Source organism: Ruegeria pomeroyi DSS-3, assembly GCF_000011965.2.
In the GTDB taxonomy this organism is placed as follows: Bacteria; Pseudomonadota; Alphaproteobacteria; order Rhodobacterales; family Rhodobacteraceae; genus Ruegeria_B; species Ruegeria_B pomeroyi.
Genome location: NC_006569.1, coordinates 75,803 through 96,586 on the forward strand (window position 1 = coordinate 75,803; position 20,784 = coordinate 96,586).

21 protein-coding genes, 1 tRNA gene and 2 pseudogenes are annotated in these 20,784 nt (G+C 55.2%); 13 read left to right on the top strand and 11 right to left on the bottom strand.

Annotated elements, in window-relative coordinates; genetic code table 11:
- Nucleotides 1-2 precede the first annotated feature (2 nt).
- Nucleotides 3-77, top strand: a tRNA-Phe gene (locus SPO_RS20175).
- A gap of 227 nt (nucleotides 78-304) precedes the next feature.
- On the opposite strand, the gene SPO_RS20180 is transcribed toward SPO_RS20175, so the two are convergent.
- The 5 genes from SPO_RS20180 to SPO_RS20200 all read right to left on the bottom strand — a co-directional run bounded on the left by SPO_RS20180 (nucleotide 305) and on the right by SPO_RS20200 (nucleotide 5,368).
- Nucleotides 305-1,630, bottom strand: coding sequence for an ATP-binding domain-containing protein (locus SPO_RS20180; RefSeq protein WP_011241864.1), 1,326 nt, complete (start codon nucleotides 1,628-1,630; stop codon nucleotides 305-307).
- Nucleotides 1,620-3,461, bottom strand: coding sequence for an ATP-dependent nuclease (locus SPO_RS20185; RefSeq protein ID WP_011241865.1), 1,842 nt, complete (start codon nucleotides 3,459-3,461; stop codon nucleotides 1,620-1,622). The genes SPO_RS20180 and SPO_RS20185 overlap by 11 nt, the downstream gene beginning before the upstream one ends.
- Before the next feature lie 113 nt (nucleotides 3,462-3,574).
- Nucleotides 3,575-4,678 (bottom strand): DUF4365 domain-containing protein, encoded by a 1,104-nt coding sequence (locus SPO_RS20190; RefSeq protein ID WP_011241866.1) that lies wholly within the window; start codon nucleotides 4,676-4,678, stop codon nucleotides 3,575-3,577.
- Nucleotides 4,679-4,892: 214 nt separating this feature from the next.
- A complete protein-coding gene (locus tag SPO_RS20195; RefSeq protein WP_011241867.1) occupies nucleotides 4,893-5,093 on the bottom strand; it encodes a hypothetical protein in 201 nt (66 codons plus the stop codon).
- A 65-nt stretch (nucleotides 5,094-5,158) separates the two neighbouring features.
- Nucleotides 5,159-5,368: a helix-turn-helix domain-containing protein gene (locus SPO_RS20200; RefSeq protein WP_230981824.1), complete on the bottom strand. Its 210-nt coding sequence runs from the start codon at nucleotides 5,366-5,368 to the stop codon at nucleotides 5,159-5,161.
- Nucleotides 5,369-5,576: 208 nt separating this feature from the next.
- Here SPO_RS20200 and SPO_RS20205 point away from each other — a divergent pair, with 208 nt between their 5' ends.
- Together SPO_RS20205 and SPO_RS20210 are read left to right on the top strand one after the other, a co-directional pair.
- Nucleotides 5,577-6,083 carry a GIY-YIG nuclease family protein gene (locus SPO_RS20205; protein ID WP_144084090.1) on the top strand — a complete coding sequence of 169 codons (507 nt, stop codon included), beginning with the start codon at nucleotides 5,577-5,579 and terminating at the stop codon, nucleotides 6,081-6,083.
- A 440-nt stretch (nucleotides 6,084-6,523) separates the two neighbouring features.
- On the top strand, nucleotides 6,524-6,754 hold the full coding sequence (locus SPO_RS20210; RefSeq protein ID WP_044029580.1) for a hypothetical protein: 231 nt from the start codon (nucleotides 6,524-6,526) through the stop codon (nucleotides 6,752-6,754).
- A gap of 383 nt (nucleotides 6,755-7,137) precedes the next feature.
- On the opposite strand, the gene SPO_RS20215 is transcribed toward SPO_RS20210, so the two are convergent.
- The 4 genes from SPO_RS20215 to SPO_RS20230 all read right to left on the bottom strand — a co-directional run bounded on the left by SPO_RS20215 (nucleotide 7,138) and on the right by SPO_RS20230 (nucleotide 11,121).
- Nucleotides 7,138-8,949, bottom strand: coding sequence for an AAA family ATPase (locus tag SPO_RS20215; protein ID WP_011241869.1), 1,812 nt, complete (start codon nucleotides 8,947-8,949; stop codon nucleotides 7,138-7,140).
- Between the two features lie 50 nt (nucleotides 8,950-8,999).
- Nucleotides 9,000-9,158, bottom strand: a complete 159-nt coding sequence (locus SPO_RS20220) for a helix-turn-helix transcriptional regulator (protein WP_230981825.1) — start codon at nucleotides 9,156-9,158, stop codon at nucleotides 9,000-9,002.
- A 167-nt stretch (nucleotides 9,159-9,325) separates the two neighbouring features.
- Nucleotides 9,326-10,000, bottom strand: coding sequence for a hypothetical protein (locus tag SPO_RS20225; protein WP_144084091.1), 675 nt, complete (start codon nucleotides 9,998-10,000; stop codon nucleotides 9,326-9,328).
- A complete protein-coding gene (locus tag SPO_RS20230; protein ID WP_011241870.1) occupies nucleotides 9,919-11,121 on the bottom strand; it encodes a tyrosine-type recombinase/integrase in 1,203 nt (400 codons plus the stop codon). Before SPO_RS20230 ends, SPO_RS20225 begins: the two co-directional genes overlap by 82 nt.
- A 201-nt stretch (nucleotides 11,122-11,322) precedes the next feature.
- Here SPO_RS20230 and SPO_RS22985 point away from each other — a divergent pair, with 201 nt between their 5' ends.
- The 4 genes and pseudogenes from SPO_RS22985 to SPO_RS22665 all read left to right on the top strand — a co-directional run bounded on the left by SPO_RS22985 (nucleotide 11,323) and on the right by SPO_RS22665 (nucleotide 16,121).
- On the top strand, nucleotides 11,323-11,910 hold the full coding sequence (locus SPO_RS22985; RefSeq protein WP_144084092.1) for a hypothetical protein: 588 nt from the start codon (nucleotides 11,323-11,325) through the stop codon (nucleotides 11,908-11,910).
- Nucleotides 11,907-14,210: a hypothetical protein gene (locus tag SPO_RS22660; protein WP_011241871.1), complete on the top strand. Its 2,304-nt coding sequence runs from the start codon at nucleotides 11,907-11,909 to the stop codon at nucleotides 14,208-14,210. The genes SPO_RS22985 and SPO_RS22660 overlap by 4 nt, the downstream gene beginning before the upstream one ends.
- 594 nt (nucleotides 14,211-14,804) lie before the next feature.
- On the top strand, nucleotides 14,805-15,335 hold the full coding sequence (locus SPO_RS20245; RefSeq protein WP_011241872.1) for a DUF6538 domain-containing protein: 531 nt from the start codon (nucleotides 14,805-14,807) through the stop codon (nucleotides 15,333-15,335).
- A gap of 27 nt (nucleotides 15,336-15,362) precedes the next feature.
- Nucleotides 15,363-16,121 (top strand): annotated as a pseudogene (locus SPO_RS22665) (IS5-like element ISSpo7 family transposase).
- Nucleotides 16,122-16,242: 121 nt separating this feature from the next.
- Here the strand turns inward: SPO_RS22665 and SPO_RS20260 are convergent.
- Nucleotides 16,243-16,551 carry a DUF1153 domain-containing protein gene (locus SPO_RS20260; protein WP_011241873.1) on the bottom strand — a complete coding sequence of 103 codons (309 nt, stop codon included), beginning with the start codon at nucleotides 16,549-16,551 and terminating at the stop codon, nucleotides 16,243-16,245.
- A 44-nt stretch (nucleotides 16,552-16,595) separates the two neighbouring features.
- Here SPO_RS20260 and SPO_RS22990 point away from each other — a divergent pair.
- A pseudogene (locus tag SPO_RS22990) lies at nucleotides 16,596-16,837 on the top strand (transposase); the annotation flags it as partial.
- Here the strand turns inward: SPO_RS22990 and SPO_RS20270 are convergent.
- Nucleotides 16,825-17,154: a hypothetical protein gene (locus tag SPO_RS20270; RefSeq protein ID WP_044029505.1), complete on the bottom strand. Its 330-nt coding sequence runs from the start codon at nucleotides 17,152-17,154 to the stop codon at nucleotides 16,825-16,827. The pseudogene SPO_RS22990 and the gene SPO_RS20270 overlap by 13 nt on opposite strands.
- Nucleotides 17,155-17,190: 36 nt before the next feature.
- Here SPO_RS20270 and SPO_RS20275 point away from each other — a divergent pair, with 36 nt between their 5' ends.
- The 5 genes from SPO_RS20275 to SPO_RS22675 are packed head-to-tail and all read left to right on the top strand — an operon-like array spanning nucleotide 17,191 to nucleotide 20,619.
- A complete protein-coding gene (locus SPO_RS20275) occupies nucleotides 17,191-17,406 on the top strand; it encodes a hypothetical protein (RefSeq protein WP_044029506.1) in 216 nt (71 codons plus the stop codon).
- Nucleotides 17,393-18,880 (top strand): FAD-binding oxidoreductase, encoded by a 1,488-nt coding sequence (locus SPO_RS20280; RefSeq protein ID WP_011241874.1) that lies wholly within the window; start codon nucleotides 17,393-17,395, stop codon nucleotides 18,878-18,880. The genes SPO_RS20275 and SPO_RS20280 overlap by 14 nt, the downstream gene beginning before the upstream one ends.
- A complete protein-coding gene (locus SPO_RS20285) occupies nucleotides 18,877-19,287 on the top strand; it encodes a DUF4383 domain-containing protein (protein WP_011241875.1) in 411 nt (136 codons plus the stop codon). The genes SPO_RS20280 and SPO_RS20285 overlap by 4 nt, the downstream gene beginning before the upstream one ends.
- Entirely contained in the window at nucleotides 19,287-20,336 is a 1,050-nt protein-coding gene (locus SPO_RS20290; protein ID WP_011241876.1) for a hypothetical protein, read from the top strand. Before SPO_RS20285 ends, SPO_RS20290 begins: the two co-directional genes overlap by 1 nt.
- Entirely contained in the window at nucleotides 20,326-20,619 is a 294-nt protein-coding gene (locus SPO_RS22675; protein WP_084791079.1) for a hypothetical protein, read from the top strand. The genes SPO_RS20290 and SPO_RS22675 overlap by 11 nt, the downstream gene beginning before the upstream one ends.
- Nucleotides 20,620-20,784 lie beyond the last annotated feature (165 nt).

Consider the following 20,784-nt stretch of genomic DNA (forward strand, 5'->3'; position numbering starts at 1 on the left):
GTGCCCGGGTAGCTCAGGGGTAGAGCAGTGGATTGAAAATCCTCGTGTCGGTGGTTCGATTCCGCCCCCGGGCACCATTTTACCAAATAATATCAATGCATTATGTGAATGGCGCTCGCTCTTTAGCTGCTCATTCTGCCGTGTGGGTATCATTTGGGTATCATTAAGAAGCTATATGCCCAGAGGCCGCTTGAGACGCGATTTGTAGTTGGGACGTGTATGCCGCGAACCCCACACCGCAAGTAGGACACACCGCATCATGGTTCCGCTGTTAGAGCTCCGCAGATCGAGCAACACGGATTTGCTACGGGGCGAAGGGGGCTGAGTTCAATCTCCCCGTACCCAGAACAATAACGGTGCAGTGGTTCTTTGTACGTGTCATTGCATTATAGAGCAAGCGCCGTTTGTGCTCATCACTTCCGGTTGCTGACTGTGGCCACAGGACGATCACCCTGTCGAATTCTCTGTTTTTTGCTCCATGTATAGACATAGCCTTGATCTTCGCACTCTTCTTGAAGCCAAGGCGTGTATTTGTTCTGACAGCATCGGAGATAAAGGAAACCAGTTGAGCCTTTTCGAATTCGCTTTGGCCTGTCACCCTTTGGAGCCTGCGGATACGCCGGATCACTGTTTTGACCATTGGCTGCGCCGAGTGCTCTTCCAACAATGCACAAACCTCGTCGTATGGCGCTGTATCTGGAAAACCGATTGCCTCAGCCAATTCGTCCGCAACGCTGCTATCACCGCCTTCCCAACTGACTGAAAACGCGTTGTGCGGCCATGGCCTTTGCTTGCTTGCGACAGTTCCAATTGCGTTCCGTATGATCGTGTTCGCTGAATCTGGCGTGAGGAGTGCAACGTCATCAGAGCCTAGTCTCAATTGAAACGCCAGATTCCATGCGAGCAGTCCTGAATTTCTTGCCGTGGCTGGAACTTCCACAAGCTCAATACCTTCGCCGATCCAATGAACCCTGTTAGTCTTCCCGATAGCTTCCTCATTCAATACGGCCCGAATGTCTTCACCGTTTCTCACAGCCAAAGCGGCGGCCAGCAAACCTGCCTTGTTCGTTCGGTGACTTTGGGTCAGGGTGTGAGTGGTTCCCGCGCGTAGTAACCGGTCGATGAAGTCCGCCGTCTCTTGGCCGTCGCTCAAGCACTGAAAACTGTCTGCGGCAACAACAGTCGTACAGCATTCCTTCAAACCAAGAACTATCCCTTGCCGATGGACATCAAGGTCTTGAGCCTCATCGACCAGCACCAAGGGATAAGTTCGAGCCACCCAACGACGAACCTCAACATCATTCAAGAGTTCACAGGCCAAGAAACAAGGACCGTGAAATTGGCCTAGCTCTTCGGCCTGCTGCCGCATTTCGTCGGTCAGTTTGGCACTTCTTCGTTTGGCCAACGACTGAGCAAAAGAGTCAAAGGTGAGACAGTCAAATTTTCGTCTGAAAGACGCCTCGGCGTTCAGGTTAGAAGTGAGCCGCCGTCGCGCACCATTCATGAAGGTAAGTGCAAGCATACGTTGACCCTCACCCAACGCATCGCTCTCAATCAATTGCCGGGCATGAGCCACCATGCTGAAGGTCTTGCCCGATCCAGCGGGCCCTTCGAAGAAGTCAAACGTCATCGGGAGGCTCGAACCGGAAGGTCGGCATAACAGCACCGTCTTCGGTCTCCCGGACGAAAAGTGGAGAACTCTGGACTGATGGGTCAAGCAGAGTGTCACACAGTGCATTAAGTAGCTGCGCTGCCCGCTTGCGGCATGCGGATTCTCCCATCAGTATCGCCGACGTGATTTCTTGTGTGGGGGCGTAAGACTTCCTGCTTTCTAAGAAAGCAGAAAGCTCTGCCGCGTTCTCGATTGCCGTGCTATTGGCCTCAGCTAACTGGGGCAAAACTAGCGCAAGGTTTGCTTCCGCAATCCAAGCGACCACGTGTTCAATTTTCCAATCTGTTTGCCATATGATTGCCGCGCTAGGCGATGGATCAGCCGCATTCAGTTCCGCTAGGTAGTCCCTTCCTGCTTGATCTCCGTCAACAAGGATCGCGCAATGATGATGAACCCGTCTGACGACATCGTGCGTCTCAGCGATCTTTGCGTCGTCTGTCGGCACGACCCCAACAAACGTCGAGAACTTCGATTGTTCGTCTTCAGGCGAATCCCAACTTTGCCTAAGTTCCAAGGCAGTTTGGAGCGCCTCTAGCCAAGCGACATCGCTTATTCCCTCTGGTATCAGGACACGCTGATGCATCAGCGCGGCAATTAGTTTTTGTCGCCAAGCGAAAAAGAGGTGTTGCTTGTGATTGGTCGGACCAGCGGGCGCTGTCTTTGACAATGGAGAGACAGACATTTGTCCATCGTCGTTATCGACAAAATAAGTTGCTTCTACAGGGAACATCGCCGCAACCAGCGGTGAGTGTGTAGTGACAATAGTCTGATCACAGAGAGCGTTTAGCCGGTTGACGAGCCGCTTTTGTTGAGAAGGTTGGATGTGCAGCTCAGGTTCCTCTACCGCGAGGACGAATGACTTATTCGCATCTGCTCTGGCCTTTCCGAACTGCATCAGCAACAAAAGACTTTGCAAGGAAGTCAAACCAGTTCCATGCCGCGCGGAAGGAAGAGTTGGACCATCTCCGTGTGCAAAATGGGGTACGACACTTTCGAGGACAGAGTTGCTGTCTGTACCTGTAATGCGAAGCCGAAGCCTTGGTGATGATGGCATGAGCTTGCCAAGTTCACTATTGGCCTGCTCCACGATTGCTGTTAGCCCGTCTTGTTCTTCCAGTCGCTGGCCTACTTCCGGTTCCCAAAGACGTTCCCTTGCATCGCGTATCGCAGTCGCAGGGAGGCCACCCAATGTCGCTACAAGACGACGAAAAAGCTCTGATGTGAAGGAAATCCATTTGTCCCACGTTCTAGACGCTGGGACCATGAAGAAGCCAAGCTCTTGGAGCGTCTTTGACGAAATCTGAGTGTAGCTTGTTTCATCATGGAATGGATCACCAAGGGTTGCTTCATCATCAACGAAGAACCTTATGGTTTCGGCCTCAAGCTCTTGGAGATCATATCGAGCCGCAAACGCAATTTGAACACTAAGATCTGTGTGTTCTCCGTCTGCCGACGCGGCGAGGTCGCCTGTGGCTGGGTTGAGCCACTTCTCAACACCTCCGCGCCCCATGGCAAACCAAGAGGGACTATGCTGTGGGTCATTCTCTGGGAAGCCTGAGATGGTTGCGATGATTAGGATGCGAGATGTCTCGATTGGTCTGCTTTGGTAAAAGTCATGTTCGGTCAAGCGCCGAACCAATCGGTCTCTTCCCAGCAGCAGGGCAAGAGCCTCAACAATCGTTGTCTTGCCGTTATTGTTTGGACCGACAAGGACAGAGTGTTTCCCAAGCGTAATGTCCGCGTTCTGAATGCCGCGCAGGCCTGAAACCTTGAGGCGGTGAATATGCATGTTTTCATCTCTGTTTTGGTCGGTGAAAAGTCACAGTGTTTTAAGTTTTTTGTCAGCTTGATGAGTCCTGTGTAACCTATTCTGTTTATTGGTTTTCGGTCATCCGTTGCTATCTACACGTCGCGCGCATGCCACGGAGCAACGCTAACCATGTGAGGCTCTGAGTCCACCGACAAAACTTCAGCCTTGACAAGCACTGCCAGCGTTTCGGCCCAGCGCACTCCGATCTCATTCAGTTCCAGTGCCAGCCGATGCTCAACTATTTCTCCGCCGCCCATATCGCCAAATGAAAACTCTCCGTCACCCAATTCCAGCAGGCACTCACCTTCGAGTTCATCGTCGTCAATTTCCATGCCCGTCTCTGTCTCAATCGCAATAAAGCTTTCATGCCAGATCTGGAATTCATTTCCGTCGAAGTCTTCTATCGTTTCCGGGTAGCGGACCATTTCTGCCCTAGTTTCAGGTGTAAATTTCACGTAGGGGAACGCCAATGCCAGTTCACCCATTGAATATTGCCAGTGAGTACGAAACAACTCCCAGTCACCGTCCTGCTCGCGAGCTTCGAAATACGCTTCGGTCCTCATCTTGGAAATCCATTTAACCACGGTAAGGCGTGCTTGAATGCCCTGCTGCTGACACCTGCTCAACCATTGCACAACAGATGAGTCACGCAAGAATCGAGCAATCTCCTTGTCGTTCTCATTTCTTAGGGACTGCCTAAGGATTGGAACAAGATTCCCGTGCAAAACGGTACGAAAAAACTCGTTGTCGAGTTCATTTTTCTTGGCAACTTTCACTCTGACGGTTTTTTGTTCCAGAGTTAGGATGTCAGCGCCAAAATGGGCGCCTACCCACTTCTGCAAGTCAATAGCCAAGAAACGATCAACGCTTTCGATATACAGAGCAAGATATGTCGGTTGCACATTTAGATACCAGAACCTCAAGTGCGCGACTTCCAAGTCCAGAGCCACTTCCTCAACAGCGTCATATTCTTCGCGGCTCAAAGTGCCATCCATGATTCCTTTCATTTGGAACCAGATCAGCGCGGGGGTCACTATTTTTCCATCTCGGTTGGAGTCTGGTTGTGTGAGGTGAAGCCCAATGTCGCGTCCAGCGCGGTCGCGTTCATACTCTACAAAAACACCATAGTTGGCGGCTAAGGCTCTGAACTTGCCCATGTATCTGTTTTCAAAGTCGTCGCGACCACCGATCTTCAAATGCTTTGCCCCTTAGTAGATTTCGATTTATTGCAGGCAACCGTAGCCCGTTTGCCATGTCTCGACACACTCTTTGCACTACATCCTCCCGGCTTCGACCATTCTCTTGTAAGGGAACCCCATCAGTTCTTCGCACTCGCCGAAGATGCGGTACTTGCGCTCAAAAATAAAGGGCCGCACTAGGCGGCCCAGCTATTGATAAGCATAGAGTTGGTTAGGTCGCCAATGCCTTTCTCGCTTCTTTCTCGGCGGCAGACCCCTTCACCCATTGCCAAGGAGTGCGTGGCTTCCTCGCCTTTGCCAGTTCCGGGTTCGCCTTGGCGTCGCTGGCGGCGGAGCGCAGGCGTTCGCGTGCCTCGCGCGGGTCGATCTTGAGTTCGTCGCAGATGGCCTTGAGCGTCACGATGTCGGTCATGTCGATCTCCTAAGTTGCTGATGCAGATCGATAAGACGCAAGATCGGAGCGTGTCAGGGATAACCCTAGTTCGGCTTGAAGATTTCCGAGACGTCCACACCGAGTGCCTTGGCGATGCGCTCGACCACCAAGATCGACGGGTTGCGCTTCCCGGTCTCGACGCCGCTCAGATAGGTCTGGTGAATGTCCGCGCGATGGGCGACCTCTTCTTGCGAAAGGTCCTTCTCCCTCCTGATCCTCTGGATATTTCTCGAAACGCGCGATTGAATTGACATGCGCGGCATGGCGCATGGCGGTCACGCTCTCGACCATAGACTATGAGTCATATTCGACTTAGGCTCACGGAAGGCCCGAAGTCACTGGCGACATTCAGGAATGCAGGAAGAGGCAGGGGGACGTGCGCCCTCTTGGTTGACTCATAGTCTATCTGACGAGGCGAGGGCCGTCCTGTCGCCTGACACCCTGCTGCTGCCCGATCATGTCTTGGATTTCATCGATCGGCACGCGGTCACGCACGGCGTCTATGGCTGGTGGTTCGACAACCGCCTGCCTCTGGTGCCGAGGAACGGGTGCATCGAGCGCGACGGGAAGCACCTGCTCTACATTGGCATCGCACCCCCGAAAGATCGGCCAGAGCGCCGAGGCGGGCCAACGCCCGTGAAAAGCCGACTTTGGCGCAACCACCTACGCGGGACCGTGCGCTCCTCGACCTTGAGACATTCCCTTGCGGCGCTTCTTGAACAAGAACTTGAACTGGCGTTCTGGCGCGTCGAGCGGAACCGCGTTCGCATGGACCGCCACCACGAGGACAAGCTGTCGGAATGGATTGCCACGCACGCCGCGATCTCGGTCGTCCAGCATGACGAACCGTGGTCCCTTGAGGAAATGCTGGTCAGGAACGGGCCACCCTTGCCCCTGAACCTGAGCATGTCCGGGCATCCGTTCAGATCGACGCTGAGCAACCTGCGCCGCGCTCTGGGGCGAAACTGACCGCGCCTGCAACTAACCCCGAGGATCGAGAGCGAAACGCGCGCGCGGCGGCGTTGTATTGAGCCAGGAGCGCCGGGGCGTGCCTCGGGCGTGGTGATCCCGTCGCAATCCCGGCTGGCGCGCTGTGCGCCGCGCTGAGGCGCACTTGATCTATGTGGGATGGTCGGCGCGGGTCCACGAGGGCCAAGCCGCTCGTCAGCGCCACGGAGAGCGCCGCTGGGCGTGGTCCATGCGCAAGACCACCTTCTGCCCCACCCGAAAACGTCCTCCCGCCCCTTTGCGCCCGCTACGGACCCTGCAGGAGGTCTGACCTGCCAATGCGTGCCGGGACGGACATTATTGCGCCTGTGGCCTTCCTCGTCGTCGGAGGATTTGCCCTGACACGGAGCAGCCTCAGATCTTATCGCGCTTGCGTCGAACCTGAAAGCAAGGAGACGGAAATGACGATCCGCGCGACGTGGGCCTTCAATGGCCAGACGAAAACTATCTTGGGGAACTGGCACAGGCTATGGTGCCTAATCTTCGGGCCGCTCTATTACCTGTTCAAAGGCATGTTCTGGTGGGCGCTCTTGTCGCTAATCACCGCGAACGGGTTGTGGGTCGGCTTCCCGTTGTTCAATCGCAGCATCGTACTGCGCCACTTTCACCGCAAGGGCTGGGTTCAAGAATGACCGCCAGCACCTCCGCCCAAGCAGTTTGCCACCCGAGTGGAACCCGGCGCACTATGCCGAAACCCAGCGTGAATGCGGACCGTATGAAAAGACTCGGCAATTCGGATCCGGCTCGCATCCGACAGACTGATAGATAGTCCTCGTGTCACCCTAGACAGGTCTGACGGGCACCCTAAGAGGTGCTGACACAAGGGCTTGGGGGAGGCGTTTTTTTAACGGCGCGCGCCCTACGGGCAGACGAGGGGTCATACATACCGCCGAGGTTTTTGGCCCCTAGCCGCTCCGCCGTCCGGTCCAGCGCCGACTACTGGAAAAGCGAAAGACGGGCCGAAGCCCGCCTCTCATTCGATATAAAAATTGTTGTACACGAATTATTATAACGATCACTCATCGGTGCGGGGTTCGCCGAGTTTCCAGCGGGTGCTTTTTCCCTTACCCACCTGCACGATCTCACCGGATTTTGCCATGTCCGCCCGAAGCACGTTCAAAGTGCCAACAGACGCGAGGCTGCGGCTCGTCACGGCGCTTTCGACTGCCTCCCACCTGACTGGCTGATCGGATAGAAACTCGAGGATGAACTCTCGCGCAGAGTCAGTGGCTGACGCAGGCCTGCCGACCGAATTTGTCTCGACCCTGCAAACCTCGGCCTCATTGGCGTCAGAGAACTCCACCGGGTGCAGGACCGGCGTCTCGTCTCGCCCGCCCCCAAAGCGCTCGAAAATGATCGTCTTGCCGAGTTCACTGGCGTTGGCCTTGCCGTGCGCCAAAGCGAAGCGCGACCGATCCGTCGGGTCCGTGCCATAGAACAGCGCAGATCGAATACTGGCGGCGAAGCCAATTGAGCCGACAATTCGGAATAGTGGATGCTCTGACGACTGTTTGTTCAAGTGACCAATGGCCAGCACCGCACACCCGGCATCCTCGGCGATCTCCGTCAGGCGCCCCAGAAACTCGCCAACCTCGTTTTGCCGGTTCATGTCGCGTCCACTGCCCATGTAGGCGGTCAGCGTGTCGATCACGACCAGTTTGGGCCGCTCTTCGTCAATGTAGCGCGCCATTGCCTCAAGGTTGTCCGGGCATAGGATCTTGAATCTCTGCATCATGCGTATTTGCGAAATATCTGCCCCATGCTCTAACAGCCTCCCAAGGGTTACCCTTTGCCAGTTGTCTTCGGCCGAAAGTAATAGAACTTTGCCTTTCGGAGCGCATTCGTCCGAAAGCGGCCAAGGGCTGCCGGAGGTCACTGCAGCGATCAATCGGCTTACCAGCAGGGACTTACCCATACCGGGATTGCCCGCGAGCAGCGTTACGCCAAAATATGGGATGTACGGGTAGTACAGGAACTCCATCGGCAAGGGCTCGGTTGTCTTTGGTGGCCCGAACAGGGCTGCAGTGTCTTCGACATAGTTCCCGCTGCTCTGGATGACCGAGCGCAACTCGCTTGGCGACAACGGGGCTTCGGTGAAATCGTTGTTCAGGGTTTCCAGCATGGCCTCAACCGCATTTTTATCATCGAACCTTCGACGCAAGAAGCAGGCCGTACGAAAGAAGAAATCGTTGCGGCTACCGCTCTTGATGACGAGGTCCGTTGATGCCGTTTGCGGTCCCTCTTTCCTATGCTGCGTTCGATCAGGTTTGAGCTTGCTCAAGTTTTTCGGCATAGCGGCCATACCGGAAGGCGATTGCGAGGAGTAACGATAGCGCTTGCCCGAGGGATGGGTGCTGGGAGGAACCATCACCATCCTGTTCGCGCCGGTCAGGACGTCAATCTCATCACCTTTGAACGCGCCACCAGAACATTCACCCTGATAGTACAAGTGATAGCCGCGCCCGGTGAAAACCTTGACCGTTTTCGGCAGATCAAGACCCTCAACGGCCTGTTTGCCCGCTTTCCCGTCCACATCGACCACCGTCAATCCGGCGAGAGATATCGCGAGATTGGCACGGGGATGCGTTCGCAGGGCTTTTTGCACCAGTTCGATATCATCGGTCGCACTATATACGCCGTTCGGAAAGTACTTGGACAAGGGGTGTTTGCCGGGTGAGGGGCAGTCGTCACGCTTGCACGAGCATCGCCCGTCCTCGCCAATGCCATATGTCAAAATCACTTTTCGCCCGGCGGCGATCTGCGCCTTGGCAGCGTCTAGTGTATTTCGGGAGCGCATCTGTTTTGACACGCGAAAATGTTGTCGCATGGTGTTTCCTTTGATTTCTTCTGGAAGAAAGGGGGCTGGAAAGCCCCCAATCAGTACTCAGCGTAATGGGTGCGCACGCGCTCGGCTGCGCGGTCAGCAAGCCAGTCCTCGATCTCGGACAGGAACCACGCAACGCTGGTCCCGGCCATCCTGATACGCCGAGGGAAGCGCCCACGGGCCTCCCAGCGCAACAGGGTCGTGTTGCTCACGTTTATGCCAAGGCGCTTGAGGTCCGCGCGTGTGGCCAAGGTCTTGCGACCGTCTGAAATCTTCATCTGTCTTTTCCTTCAGCAAGTTAGGGTTTGCGAAGGAGCGCTCCGACAAGGAGAAAGATGGCGCAGATCGTGACTCGTTTCGAGCGAAGGTCCTGAAAGCTTCAGGTCGATTTGCGTTGGGATCTTCTTACATCTTGAAGGGCAAGTTGGATGGGGCCATCCAGCTGTTCATGGTCGCCCGTGGTCTCCAAGAAGACGCGCCGCACGTAATCGGGCAAAATCCCAACTTGTTTATGTTCTGGGTCCCAGTTGCCCCGTGACAACGGAAATTCGGGAAAGAAATCGTGCAGGTCCCAAATGGCGTCATAGACGATGGTGAAACGGATTTCGTCGGTCGTCTGAACCTTCATCCCAAGATCACATTCGAGCTTCGAGATTACGTTTATGGCTTGCACCTTGAGCGCGGCCAAGCCTGACAGAAGCTCAACACAGTCAACGGGAACAATTCCATCTTGGGGTTCCCGAAGCTGATCCTCCCAATGGACGAAATGTGGTGCGTTCTCATTTGCCAGCGCGCTTTCCAATCTTTCGACGGGATGCAGGACGTTCCGTTTCAGCCACGTGATGCGCTGCGTTGCCGACATGTCGAACGGGGAAATGGCGAAGGCAGACGGCGACATTTGCAGAGCCCGGCGTTTCACCTTACCCGATGCACTGATCTTTTCCCAGAAATCTGGAAAGCGTGGATCGTCTTTCAGGCCGAGAATTGCGCCGACATCTTTCCGGCAAGCCGATCCGAATGGCCCTGTGTCATCTTGGTCAGATGGCGGTTCCACTGTTCCAATGCCTCGCACTTCTCGTCCGTGTATGAATAGACATTGTAGATAGCGGCAACGCCTGAGACCACACCCGTCTTGTGGTTCAGCAACGCCTCGGTGACGGGCTGCGGCACGCCCAGCATCGCCATGTTCGTGGACATCGTGCGGCGCAGATCGTGGATGATCCACGGTTCGGTGCCTTCGGGCAGCGCCTTGTCGAGCCGGTCCTTCAGGCGACCGAACCCCGAAACTGGCGATTTGCCGGTGGTCGTGAACACGTAGTCCGACCCGAGGAACCTCGGCACCCTGCGCAGCACGTCAATCATCGCGTCGGTGATCGGAACCGTGTGCTGCCTGCCGTTTTTCGCGCGCTGCGAAGGCAGGGTCCACAGGCGTTTTTCGAGGTCGAGTTCCGTCCAGCGCATCTCGGCGACCTCGGCGCGTCTCTGGCCGCTGAGGATCAACAGCTTCATGCAATCCCCGAAAGGATAGCCTTCGGCGTCACAGGCCGTCCACAGCGCGCCCAGCTCATCGTCGGTCAGGACACGCTCACGCGACCGTTCCTTGGACAACGGTTTCATTCCGGCGATGGGGGAAGCATCGATCATGCCGCGCTCGACACACCAGCCCATCAGGTGCTTGAGGTGGGCCAGCGCGCGGTTCGCGCTGACCGGCGCGGATTTGTGGATCAGATCGCAGGCTTTCACGACATCGGCGCGCTTGATCTCGTCGATCCGTTTGACGTGCAGGGCGGCGAACTTCGCCAGCAGGGCTTCCTTGCGCTTCCAGTCGCGGTTGTGAACCTTGGCGTGCTTTTCGATGTAATCGGGGATCACGTCGCCCAGCGTGGGCTTCGTTTCGACCTCGACGCCAGTGCGGTCCTCGAACCGTCCCGTCTCGATTTCGTAGAGCACCTTTCGCACCCGTTCACGCGCCTCGGCCAGCGACACGACGCCGAACCGTCCGATGGTCAGGCGACGCATCTTACCGCTGATGCGCTTGTGCAGGCAGAACGTCTTGGTGCCGGACGTGCTGATGCGCAGGACCAGACCTGGCATCAACTCGTCGCGGAAATCGAGCCGTTTCGACGGGTTGGGCTTCTGGCTTTCGATGAACTTGGTGGTGAGTTTGCGTTTCATAAGCCTATGATAAGATGGGCGGACAAGCCGCGTCAGGGACAACTCTAGACGGCTTGAAACGCGCTGGCCTCAAAGGTGACGTTTTCTTGTAGCTAAGAAACCGAATGAATGCTCTCGGTACAGGTCAGATTCTGTCGACTATCAGATGGACACGGCCACTTCATTCATGCATTTTTACGACGATTAAGTAGTGGAGAACGCATGACTCGTTCGGATACCGAAAATCTCCCACAAGTGACCATAGCCAGAATGTTGATTGCTGCGATACCCGGAGTGGGTGGAAGTGCAACGGTTCTATTGGAAAAAAATCTACAGGAACGTCGCGAAGCTCGAACGCGGCAATACCTTGACGAGCTCGCGGTTCGTGTCCGGCAACTAGAAAACTCAAGTCTACCAGGAGATTCCACAGTTCAGCTGGGCTATGAAGCAGCAAGGCACTCGAACGAACCGTGGAAACCAATTTTCCTTGCGAGTATCGTTACCGCGCGACCAAGTGAGATTGATAAATTCCTGCGTCATGCTTTGATAGCCGCCGCTAGTGACCTCAATGAACTCGAAGTTTGCACACTGACAACACTCGCACTCGATCGGCCTGAGATAACGATTGTGGGACGATTTTTGGAGTTTCGAGAAACCATTGCGAAGCTAGAGGAGGAGTCCAAAGACATCGAGAGCCTAAAGGAAACAGCGCTTCGGAAGTTGGAGTTGGCTGGACTTGCCTCGCAGACAGGTGAAGGATACAAGATTTCTAGGCTTGGTGAAATGCTATTGGGAGTGCTTTCAAGTTGAGGCTTAAAGTACATGCACCAGTTCCGAATTCTATAAGAACGCGCGAGGAAAAGATATTAGCTCGATTTCCGAAATCATCTTCTCTGTTAAACTCGGTTCGAAGCAGAACAGACAGGTACAAATTTGGAATTTCAGATAGGGAAGTAAATAAATTTTACCGATTCTCAGATTACAAAAATTCAGAATCATTCTTTGCGCACAAATTCCGGCAATTTGGAAAAAATTATATAGACAAGACAGATGTAGAAATAGATATAGCAAATTCAGTGAATACAATAGGCCCTGGAACCGAATCCTTACCTCCCGCCGATCGATTTATTGGCCTGGCAAAAAAATTTAGCGGCGAACTACTGCAGGCGCGGCAACTCAAAACGCCTTATGTATCAATTCTGACTGGCCCGACTGGGAGTGGGAAAACCGCATATAGTAAGTGCCTGTTCTCATCGGGAGCGCAAGTCTTTTGGGCAAACGGAATTATTCCCTCAAGAGTAGAGTTCACCAAGTTTTTCAAAGCCGGACAAGAGCTCTCTAGCCAGCAAATACTTGATGCTATCCATCAATGCCAGACGCGAGACCTGCTAATTTATTTGTGCTTTTCTGAAGTCGGAGTTCCAAGCAAAGATGCGTTGGAAGGGATCCTTTCTTCACATGGCGAATATAGAGAGCACCATAATAAGATACGGGGAATGGTTGCGCTAGCTGAGGGCAAGAAAATCGATGGCTCAAGCTTCACTCTATCCGAAGCTCACAATATTTGGAAGGAGCAAGTAGGCTATTTTCCAGAAGAAGTTTGCCGCAATATACTTGGCAAGATCAAGAGTCCCAGCTTCCATATTCAATTTCTAGTTAGTCTTGACGGTTTTGACGCCCTTAAGACAAAGGACTTTTTGATTTCGGATCGGTATCACGGCCCAATTAGTGCTGTTGCTGACCTACTTAGCGACGCGCTAAATCAGGTGGCGAGGTATGGTGGAACCCCTTCAAGTCACAATACAAACCTAGTTGTTTTTATGAGAGATACGACGTATGCGCGCATCCGACTTGAACTTAATTTAACGCCGAACGGTGAGCGAAGAATTCCTGTTCGTTGGATTGTGCCTCCACCTTACAAGATCCTTGCCGAGACAATTGTTTCCGCTGTTGACGGTGATGTCAGTTCCTCGGTGGGTCAGGAGGGTCTAGACAGCTTTGTTGTAAACGTTAGAAAAAATTTGATCAATGTTCTGAAAGGTACTTCGGTTGGCCTTTCCATAAATCAACCAATAAGCAGTGCTTTCTCCTGGAACGCACGTCATATGAAAAGACATATTCGTAGAATATGCATCTGGTCACTAGAGAATTATCTCATTTCACATGGAGATCAATTAGACGAAAGGCAGAAGTCTGCGGGTCTCAGTGAGGCTTGGCTTTGGGAGAAAACGATTAATAATCGTGCTTTAAAAGACATGGCCGCATATAGTGTGCTTGAGGCATTTTTTCTCGATGATACTAAGTGCTTACAGAGTAAGTTTCGATTGAATAGCCGGGAAATAAGCAACTTCCTTGAGGGTTCTGATCTTGTTTCTGCGTTGGCCGCAATAGATGAAAGACCTGAACTAGAAGGCTTGTTTGATAGCATTTTTAATTATATGACAAAGGGGCTAGATGAATCGGAAGGCAAGTGCTACCCACATACTTTGGTGTTTGTTCGCATACTTCAGATTCTAAAATTCGATCCAGGCATCACAATTGAGGACCTCCATGACGAGATTTCCTGTTTTTATGACAATATCTCTCTCGAAGAGCTTCGATTTTATACTATCTGCCTTTGCGAGAACGAATATGTCGTTTTTGAGGGAGTGGAAAACTCAGCGAGCCTTGATGAGTGCCGATTCTTTGTAAGCAATTTCGGCTTCATACTTTTAAACAAAGTAATCTACTCCGTGTCTTACTTTTCACAGTCTTTGATGATTTCAGAGCTAATTAGATCAGGATTTGGCACGCACTTTCGTGAGAGAAACTTTCGCACAAATGAAGACTGGATAGCAAATTGTGTATTTAATTCTATTATTGCCTACAACATCGTGCAGGATGCTGAAATAGGCGAGCGGAAATGCCGACAGTCGGCTGGCAAAGACTTTGAAAAATTCTCCTTATGTAAAAGGCTTCGGGAATCTCTAATATGGGAGGCTCAGCGTATTTTCAGTCGTCGCAGATTTAGTGGGAATCTAGAGTGGCACTTCAACAATATTCCGGAAAAACTTAAGCCTTTATTAGGTGAGTTTCCGAATTTCGACACCTTAGAGGAGATATGGAAATGAGTGACATAGATGATCTGTCCAAGTTGGACGTCCATCAATTGTCTGCCTTACTACAAGATCTGGATATAGAGTTAGAGAAGGAGGTCGATGATGCTAAACTAGCTTTTCTTCGTCGGCAGTGGAGTTCACTGGTTCTACTAATCAATTCTAAGCTGCAAGTTAAAGAGTCTGTGTAGGCTAACGCAGTTTTGACGTACTATTTTTTGAGAATTGTGTTTTGGCGCATTTGTCACGCCACCACTTGGGAAATACATGTTGGAAGCCACGAACGTTTTCGGGTATTGCTCGGGTAGCGTTAGCCTCGAGCTTGAACGTTCAGGCGTGAGACGGCGTGAGACGATCTGCCAGGCGCAAAGGTCAAGGTTTTCAATCGGCTACGTTGCAGGTTGAGCAATCCTGAGACAGCACGCGCGGATCACAAGGCTAATTGAAAATCCTCGTGTCGGTGGTTCGATTCCGCCCCCGGGCACCATTCATCCAACATAGCGACGGAACCCCGCCCCTAAAGGCTTGATTTTGTTGAAAGTAGCGTGATCCCGCGTTCAGCTGGAATCGGCCAGTCTGGACAATTTCTGGACAAAGGGATCCGGTCTCATGTGGGGCACTCATCTCAAACAGAAAGGTCGCTGGTGGCACTACTATCGTTCGGTTCCGCGTGAGTTTGCAGACGTTGAACGAAAGCCCCTGATCAGTTTCTCTCTCAAGACTGGCGACTTCACCGAAGCCAAGCGCATGGCAGCCGATATTTCGGCGCGGCTTGAACAAGATTGGCGCGACGCCAAGGCGCGAGGCGTTTCGCTCTGTGCCCAAGACGCTGCCGAGCAATACCGAGCGGCGGCGGCTGTGCAACGGCAGTTTGGGTTTGCCCCAAAGCCAGCGGCAGACCTGACGGATGAAGAGCTCTTGGAGCGGTTGCGGCTTCTGATTTCGGGTCAGCAATCCGCGCCCGAGCGAGGGGCCGTTCTCGGGTTGACCGCCGAGCCTCAGTATTCGCTCTCCGATGCCTTCGACCGTTTTTGGGACTACATCAAAGACGAATGGATCCGTGACAGTCGCGATCAGCAGCGCGTGAAGCGCAACATCTATCTAGGCTCCAGACCCATTGATTTCATGCTTCTGGCGTGATTCAGGCTCCGCAAGGAGATCTGATCGATGAGCAATCTGTATTGGCTGACCGACGCCCAGATGGAGCGCCTGAAGCCGTTCTTTCCCAAGAGCCATGGCAAGCCCCGCGTCGATGACGCGTCGCGTCCTCAGCGGCATAATCTTCATCAATCGCAATGGGTTGCGTTGGTGTGACGCGCCGAAGGAATACGGCCCGGCCAAGACCCTCTACAACCGTTGGAAACGCTGGAGCGACAACGGGGTCTTCGCCCGGATCATGGTGGGCCTGGCCACCGAAAGCGCCGAGCACAAGACGATCATGATCGACGCGACCTATCTCAAGGCACACCGCACTGCGTCGAGCCTGTGCGTGAAAAAGGGGGGCGCGGGCGCCAAATCGGGCGCACCAAAGGCGGTATGAACACCAAGCTGCACGCCGTTGCCGATGCCAAGGGGCGGCCGATCGGGTTCTTCATGTCCGCCGGGCAGGTCAGCGATTATACCGGCGCCGCGGCTCTTCTGGGCAGTCTGCCGAAGGCGGGTTGGCTGCTGGCCGACAGGGGCTATGACGCCGATTGGTTCAGAGAAGCGTTGAAAGACAAGGGGATAAAGGTTTGCATCCCCGGCCGGAAATCCCGCAAGAAGGCCGTCAAATACGACAAGCGGCGCTACAAACGGCGCAACCGGATCGAGATCATGTTCGGCCGGTTGAAGGATTGGAGGCGCGTCGCCACCCGATACGACCGGTGCGCGGAAACGTTCTTCTCCGCGATCATGCTAGCCGCAACCGTTTTGTTCTGGTTATGACCCGAGAACGAGTCCTGAGCCTAGTCAGCGGCACCGCGATCCCGTCCGCCAACAGGCCCTCATGGAGCGTCCGGATCAATTGCCGTCCTCCGTTCGCCATTGTGCTCGAACCAATGGCGCATCAATGGCTCACCATGAGGGCCGCCAGCTTTTTTCTCGCGCGCAGCTCCAGCATCGCCTCGCCGTAGGCCTCCTGCAGGTCCTTGAGCTGCTTCTCGTATTGCTCGCGAATGTCGAGAGGGTTGGCGCGCAGGGAATTCTCCATGCCACGCTTCGCATCCTCGACCCAGCCCTCGATCTCGGATGGGGTCAGGTCGAACGTCCTGCTCGCCTCCGCCACCGTGGTCTTGCCCTGGATGATCTCGATCACCAAGGCGGTCTTACGCTTCGCCGTCCATCGCTTGATGCTGTCGTCCATCGTCATACTCATCGCTACGTTCTCCCTTGTAGCATGAGCAGGATTTCACTGGGTCAATACACGCCTGCATTCCCGGCCGGAAGCAACGCAAGACGCCGATCAAGTACGACAAGCGCCGCTACATGCGGCGCAACCGCCCCTCTCGTGACATTGCTGCGCAATGCACTGCCAGGCAGTGATCGAGATCATGTTCGGCAGGCTCAAGGATTGGCGGCGTGTGGCGACTCGCTATGATCGATGCCCCGAGGTGTTCCTATCGGCCATCGCCCTCGCGGCGACCGCCATCTATTGGTTATGAACCCTGACCCTAGCATGTTGAAAGAAGGTGTTTTCATAGTTCAAACATTTGCTCGAAGGTGTGTTTCGGGCCCGTGCCATATTCCAGTTAACGGCAAGGAAAAGTTTGTTCTTCTCCATGTCGGTGATGGGCTTTTCATAGGCTTCGACAATGCGCGGAGCATCTGAAGCGACGAGGTGATCCCCCAGCAGGGCGACCTTGCTGTCTAGATCGGCGATCTGGCGTTTGGTCTGGCGTTCAATCCCGTTGGACCGCCCTTCCTGCTTATCCCAGGCGAATTCGTCGGCGGCGCGGTCGAATGCGAGGAGGAATGGCATTGAGTTGCCAGCTTGGATTGTCTGACATCGGCGACTGTGGGCCTGATCGAGAGCCAGGAGGACACGATTGCCCCTGTCGGGCAAGCCGGTCAGCTGGAATCATTGATACCTGGTGTGCCGCTCTCCATATTGCAGGGCGCGGGGTTTGTCTCACAGATCGAAGAGCCGGGCGCGTTTCAGAAAGCACTGATTTTGTTACTGCAATCCATTGTCAGCCAGCAGCAGGAGATATCAGCAGATGAAGAGGTTTAGCAGAAGAGCCGCCTTGCTGGGGGCCGGTGGCGTGGCTGGATGGGGGTTGTCACGATGGCTGGGTGCGGATCTGCCAGGCGATGGCGGCACCAGCCGGATCACGGCTCCGTCTGGCGAGGCTTGGCTGAATGATGCCAGCGGCCTGTCCGCTACACCGATCCATGAACACCTGATACTGCAACACGACTCTGGTGATGATCTGATCGCGGCTATCCGCCGCGAGCTCGCCGAGGCCAAGGCCGACGGTCGCCCCGTCAATGTCGGGGCGGCGCGCCATTCCATGGGCGGTCAGGCCATCCCGCGCAACGGCACCGCCATCACCTTTGACAATGGGTCGGTGGAGATCGATAGCGCGAGCCAGACTTATCTGGTCCATGCAGGCGCGCGCTGGTCACAGGTGATTGCCGCGCTCGATCCTGCTGGATGGTCACCCAAGGTCATGCAGTCCAACAATGACTTTGGGGTTGCCGCCACCTTTTCGGTGAATGCCCATGGCTGGCCTGTGCCCTTTGGCCCGATGGGATCAACCGTGCGGTCACTGCGCATGGTGCTGCCGTCCGGCGATCTGGTGACATGTTCAGCCACCAAGAACGCCGATCTCTTCAATCTGGCCATGGGCGGTTACGGGCTGGTCGGTGTCATCGTGGATCTGGAGGTGGAGATGGTGCCGAATACCCGTCTGACACCGACATTCGAGCTCATGGATGCAAGCGCATTTGGCGAGGCCTTCCGCAGCGCAACCGAAGACCCTGCGGTCACCATGGCTTATGGACGGCTGAACGTCGAACGTGCGGCTTTTCTGCAAAAGGCACTGTTGGTGACCTACCGCGAAACCGCGGATCAGACGGACCTGCCAGCGGCCGCAGGCTCTGGATGGATGTCACATGCCGCCAGCCGCCTCTATCGGGCTCAGCTCGGCAACGAGACCTTCAAATCCTTTCGCTGGTGGAACGAAACCCGGTTGGGTCCAGCCCTGGGATCAGGAGAGGTAACGCGCAACACGCTTCTCAACGAGCCCGTCGCCACGCTGGATGACCGCAACCCGGACCGCACGGATATTCTGCACGAGTATTTTGTGGGTTTCGGTGCCTTTGACGGCTTTCTGGCTGCCTGCCGCGACGTGATTCCGGCCTCGTATCAGGAGTTCCTCAATGTGACCCTGCGCTATGTGGCGCAGGACGATCAGAGTGCGCTGTCCTTTGCAACCGAGCCCAGGATCGCCGCGGTCATGTCTTTCAGCCAGGAGCTGACGCAGCGCGCTGAGGCCGACATGGCCCGCATGACCAGCGCGCTGATCGACCGGATGGTGGCGCTTGGCGGGGCCTATTATCTGCCCTACAGACCACATGCCACGGTGGACCAGTTTACCTCGACCTATCCAGGCGCAGGGGATTTCGCGCGCGCCAAACGGGGGCTCGACCCGCAGCTGGTGCTGCGAAACAACCTTTGGGACAACTATTTGGGGCAGCTATGACCACACTGCAAAAACTGTCTCTGGGCTATTTTCTTGCCCTGATGATCGCCGCATCGCTGAACTATGTTCCGGGCCTCACTGATGAAAACGGACTGGCCTTCGGCATCTTCGCACTTGATATCTATGATGACGCGCTACACGTGGCCTCGGCCCTTTGGGCGCTGGTGGCAGGGATGTTGTCGCACCGGGCGGCGCGGAGCTTTCTCATTCTGTTCGGGCTTGCCTACCTGGGCGATGGCATATTCGGGTTTTTTACCGGTTTTGGGTATCTCGATCTGGGCATCTTTACCAATGATCCGGCCGGGATCGACCTGTCGCTGCCCCGTTTCCTGGCCAACCTGCCGCATCTGGCCCTTGGCGGTGTCGCGGTCTGGGCCGGGTACCGTAACGCCGGTCAGACCCCGTGATGCTGCTGTGGCGCTGGACCAAACGGCTGGCCTTGCTGTTGGCGGTGCTGGCAATCGGTCTTGGCGCCCCGGTGGTCTATGTGGAAACCATGTGCCGCGGCAACGGCCTGACCCAGCCCTATGACGCCCTGATCAGCCCGGCCCATCACCGTCCTGAAAGCCGTACCCTGTTGACCTATCCCGAATGGCATATCGTTCACGCCTACGAGGATTATGCAAAGGTCCTGAGCAGCGGCGACCCGCACGATTACGGGTTTCTGCGCGCGATCGGTGGCTTCTGGAACTCGCTCTGCACCCTGTCCCGGATCGCTCCTGAACATGGTGGCGTTGATGGCGGCACCAAGCAGATGAACTATGTGATCGGGGTGAGTTTCACCGCCGAGCTGGCGCTCAAGGCGGCTTATGAAGAAACCCTTGGGCGGCTCTTTGCGGCCTTGCGCGGCCCGCATCGGGCGCCGCTAGACGATCTGTCAGCGGACCAGGCGGCGGCATACGCCAAGTTTCTGCAGCAGGTGCCCTGGTACAAATGGCAGTTTCGCGAAGACGTCAAAGACCTGCGCGACCGTCCCAGCACCGTCTTGCGCGACAGCGAGCGGCGGTTGGCGCTTGGCCTGGAGTACCGCGCCAAGGCGGCCTATGCGGATGTGATCGCACAGGCCGTTGCGCAGGTTGGGCAGGATGAGCTGGTTTTGCGGATGATCGTCACCGGCGTCGAGGCCGGGCAACTGGCCCGATACCAGGGCGTTCGGGTGTTGCAAGAGCGGCCGGAGGGGATCGAGATCGAGACCCCGCGTTACCGTGCGTTGACGCATCTGATTCAGCAGTTGGCGGCTGAAAAGGTGAATCTGGTCGAGATCGCCGGCAATGACGACATCCTCTTCACCGCAATTTCGAACCGGCCGGCCGAGCCCGGCGCGCTTTTCAGCAGCGAACGGCAAGGGTTTGGCGACTATCGTCACCTGATCCTGGTGAAAGTTCCGGAGTTGGCCGAGCGGCTGCGCCTACTGAATGAATCCGGTCTGAGGCTGGAACATATTCATGACTATTAGATCGGTTCTGCTTGCGCTGCCGTTGCTTTTCCTGGGATGGCTTTCCGTTCTTCTGACGGTGGCAATGCTGACGGATGAAGCTCCCGCTTACGTGGTGATCTTTCCCGGGAAAGCATTCCTTCGGGGCTTGCCCGAGGATGCGTCCGTCATTGCTGTTTCAAGGCTCACTGTCACACTCACGTCGGATGCTTCGGGCTTTGCAAGATCACTTTACGGCAGCGGCGCATGGATTGTCTTGCCCGCCGGCCTGCCAGGTTGCCTGCCGCTGCCACAGGTGCGGTGAAAGGGATCCGCTGTGCCAAGCCGGTGCGGCCACTTCTGCCCGCGAAGAGAAATTTGCTTTGAACAGTTTATCAATCCCGGTTCTGAGGGTTTTCATATGGATTGACGGTGGGCTGGCGCGCGGCCTTCGCACGCAAGGCCGCCGCGTATGACACTGAAGAGTCCG

What these genes read in the sequence shown, in the direction of transcription:
- SPO_RS20270 (WP_044029505.1), bottom strand. Translation starts at nt 17,154, where the DNA reads ATGCCATTCCTCCTCGCATTCGACCGCGCCGCCGACGAATTCGCCTGG.
- SPO_RS20280 (WP_011241874.1), top strand. Translation starts at nt 17,393, where the DNA reads ATGAAGAGGTTTAGCAGAAGAGCCGCCTTGCTGGGGGCCGGTGGCGTG.
- SPO_RS22985 (WP_144084092.1), top strand. Translation starts at nt 11,323, where the DNA reads ATGACTCGTTCGGATACCGAAAATCTCCCACAAGTGACCATAGCCAGA.
- SPO_RS20210 (WP_044029580.1), top strand. Translation starts at nt 6,524, where the DNA reads ATGACGATCCGCGCGACGTGGGCCTTCAATGGCCAGACGAAAACTATC.
- SPO_RS20215 (WP_011241869.1), bottom strand. Translation starts at nt 8,949, where the DNA reads ATGCGACAACATTTTCGCGTGTCAAAACAGATGCGCTCCCGAAATACA.
- SPO_RS20245 (WP_011241872.1), top strand. Translation starts at nt 14,805, where the DNA reads ATGTGGGGCACTCATCTCAAACAGAAAGGTCGCTGGTGGCACTACTAT.
- SPO_RS20290 (WP_011241876.1), top strand. Translation starts at nt 19,287, where the DNA reads ATGCTGCTGTGGCGCTGGACCAAACGGCTGGCCTTGCTGTTGGCGGTG.
- SPO_RS22675 (WP_084791079.1), top strand. Translation starts at nt 20,326, where the DNA reads ATGACTATTAGATCGGTTCTGCTTGCGCTGCCGTTGCTTTTCCTGGGA.
- SPO_RS20230 (WP_011241870.1), bottom strand. Translation starts at nt 11,121, where the DNA reads ATGAAACGCAAACTCACCACCAAGTTCATCGAAAGCCAGAAGCCCAAC.
- SPO_RS20260 (WP_011241873.1), bottom strand. Translation starts at nt 16,551, where the DNA reads ATGAGTATGACGATGGACGACAGCATCAAGCGATGGACGGCGAAGCGT.
- SPO_RS20180 (WP_011241864.1), bottom strand. Translation starts at nt 1,630, where the DNA reads ATGACGTTTGACTTCTTCGAAGGGCCCGCTGGATCGGGCAAGACCTTC.
- SPO_RS20185 (WP_011241865.1), bottom strand. Translation starts at nt 3,461, where the DNA reads ATGCATATTCACCGCCTCAAGGTTTCAGGCCTGCGCGGCATTCAGAAC.
- SPO_RS20200 (WP_230981824.1), bottom strand. Translation starts at nt 5,368, where the DNA reads ATGTCAATTCAATCGCGCGTTTCGAGAAATATCCAGAGGATCAGGAGG.
- SPO_RS20195 (WP_011241867.1), bottom strand. Translation starts at nt 5,093, where the DNA reads ATGACCGACATCGTGACGCTCAAGGCCATCTGCGACGAACTCAAGATC.
- SPO_RS20285 (WP_011241875.1), top strand. Translation starts at nt 18,877, where the DNA reads ATGACCACACTGCAAAAACTGTCTCTGGGCTATTTTCTTGCCCTGATG.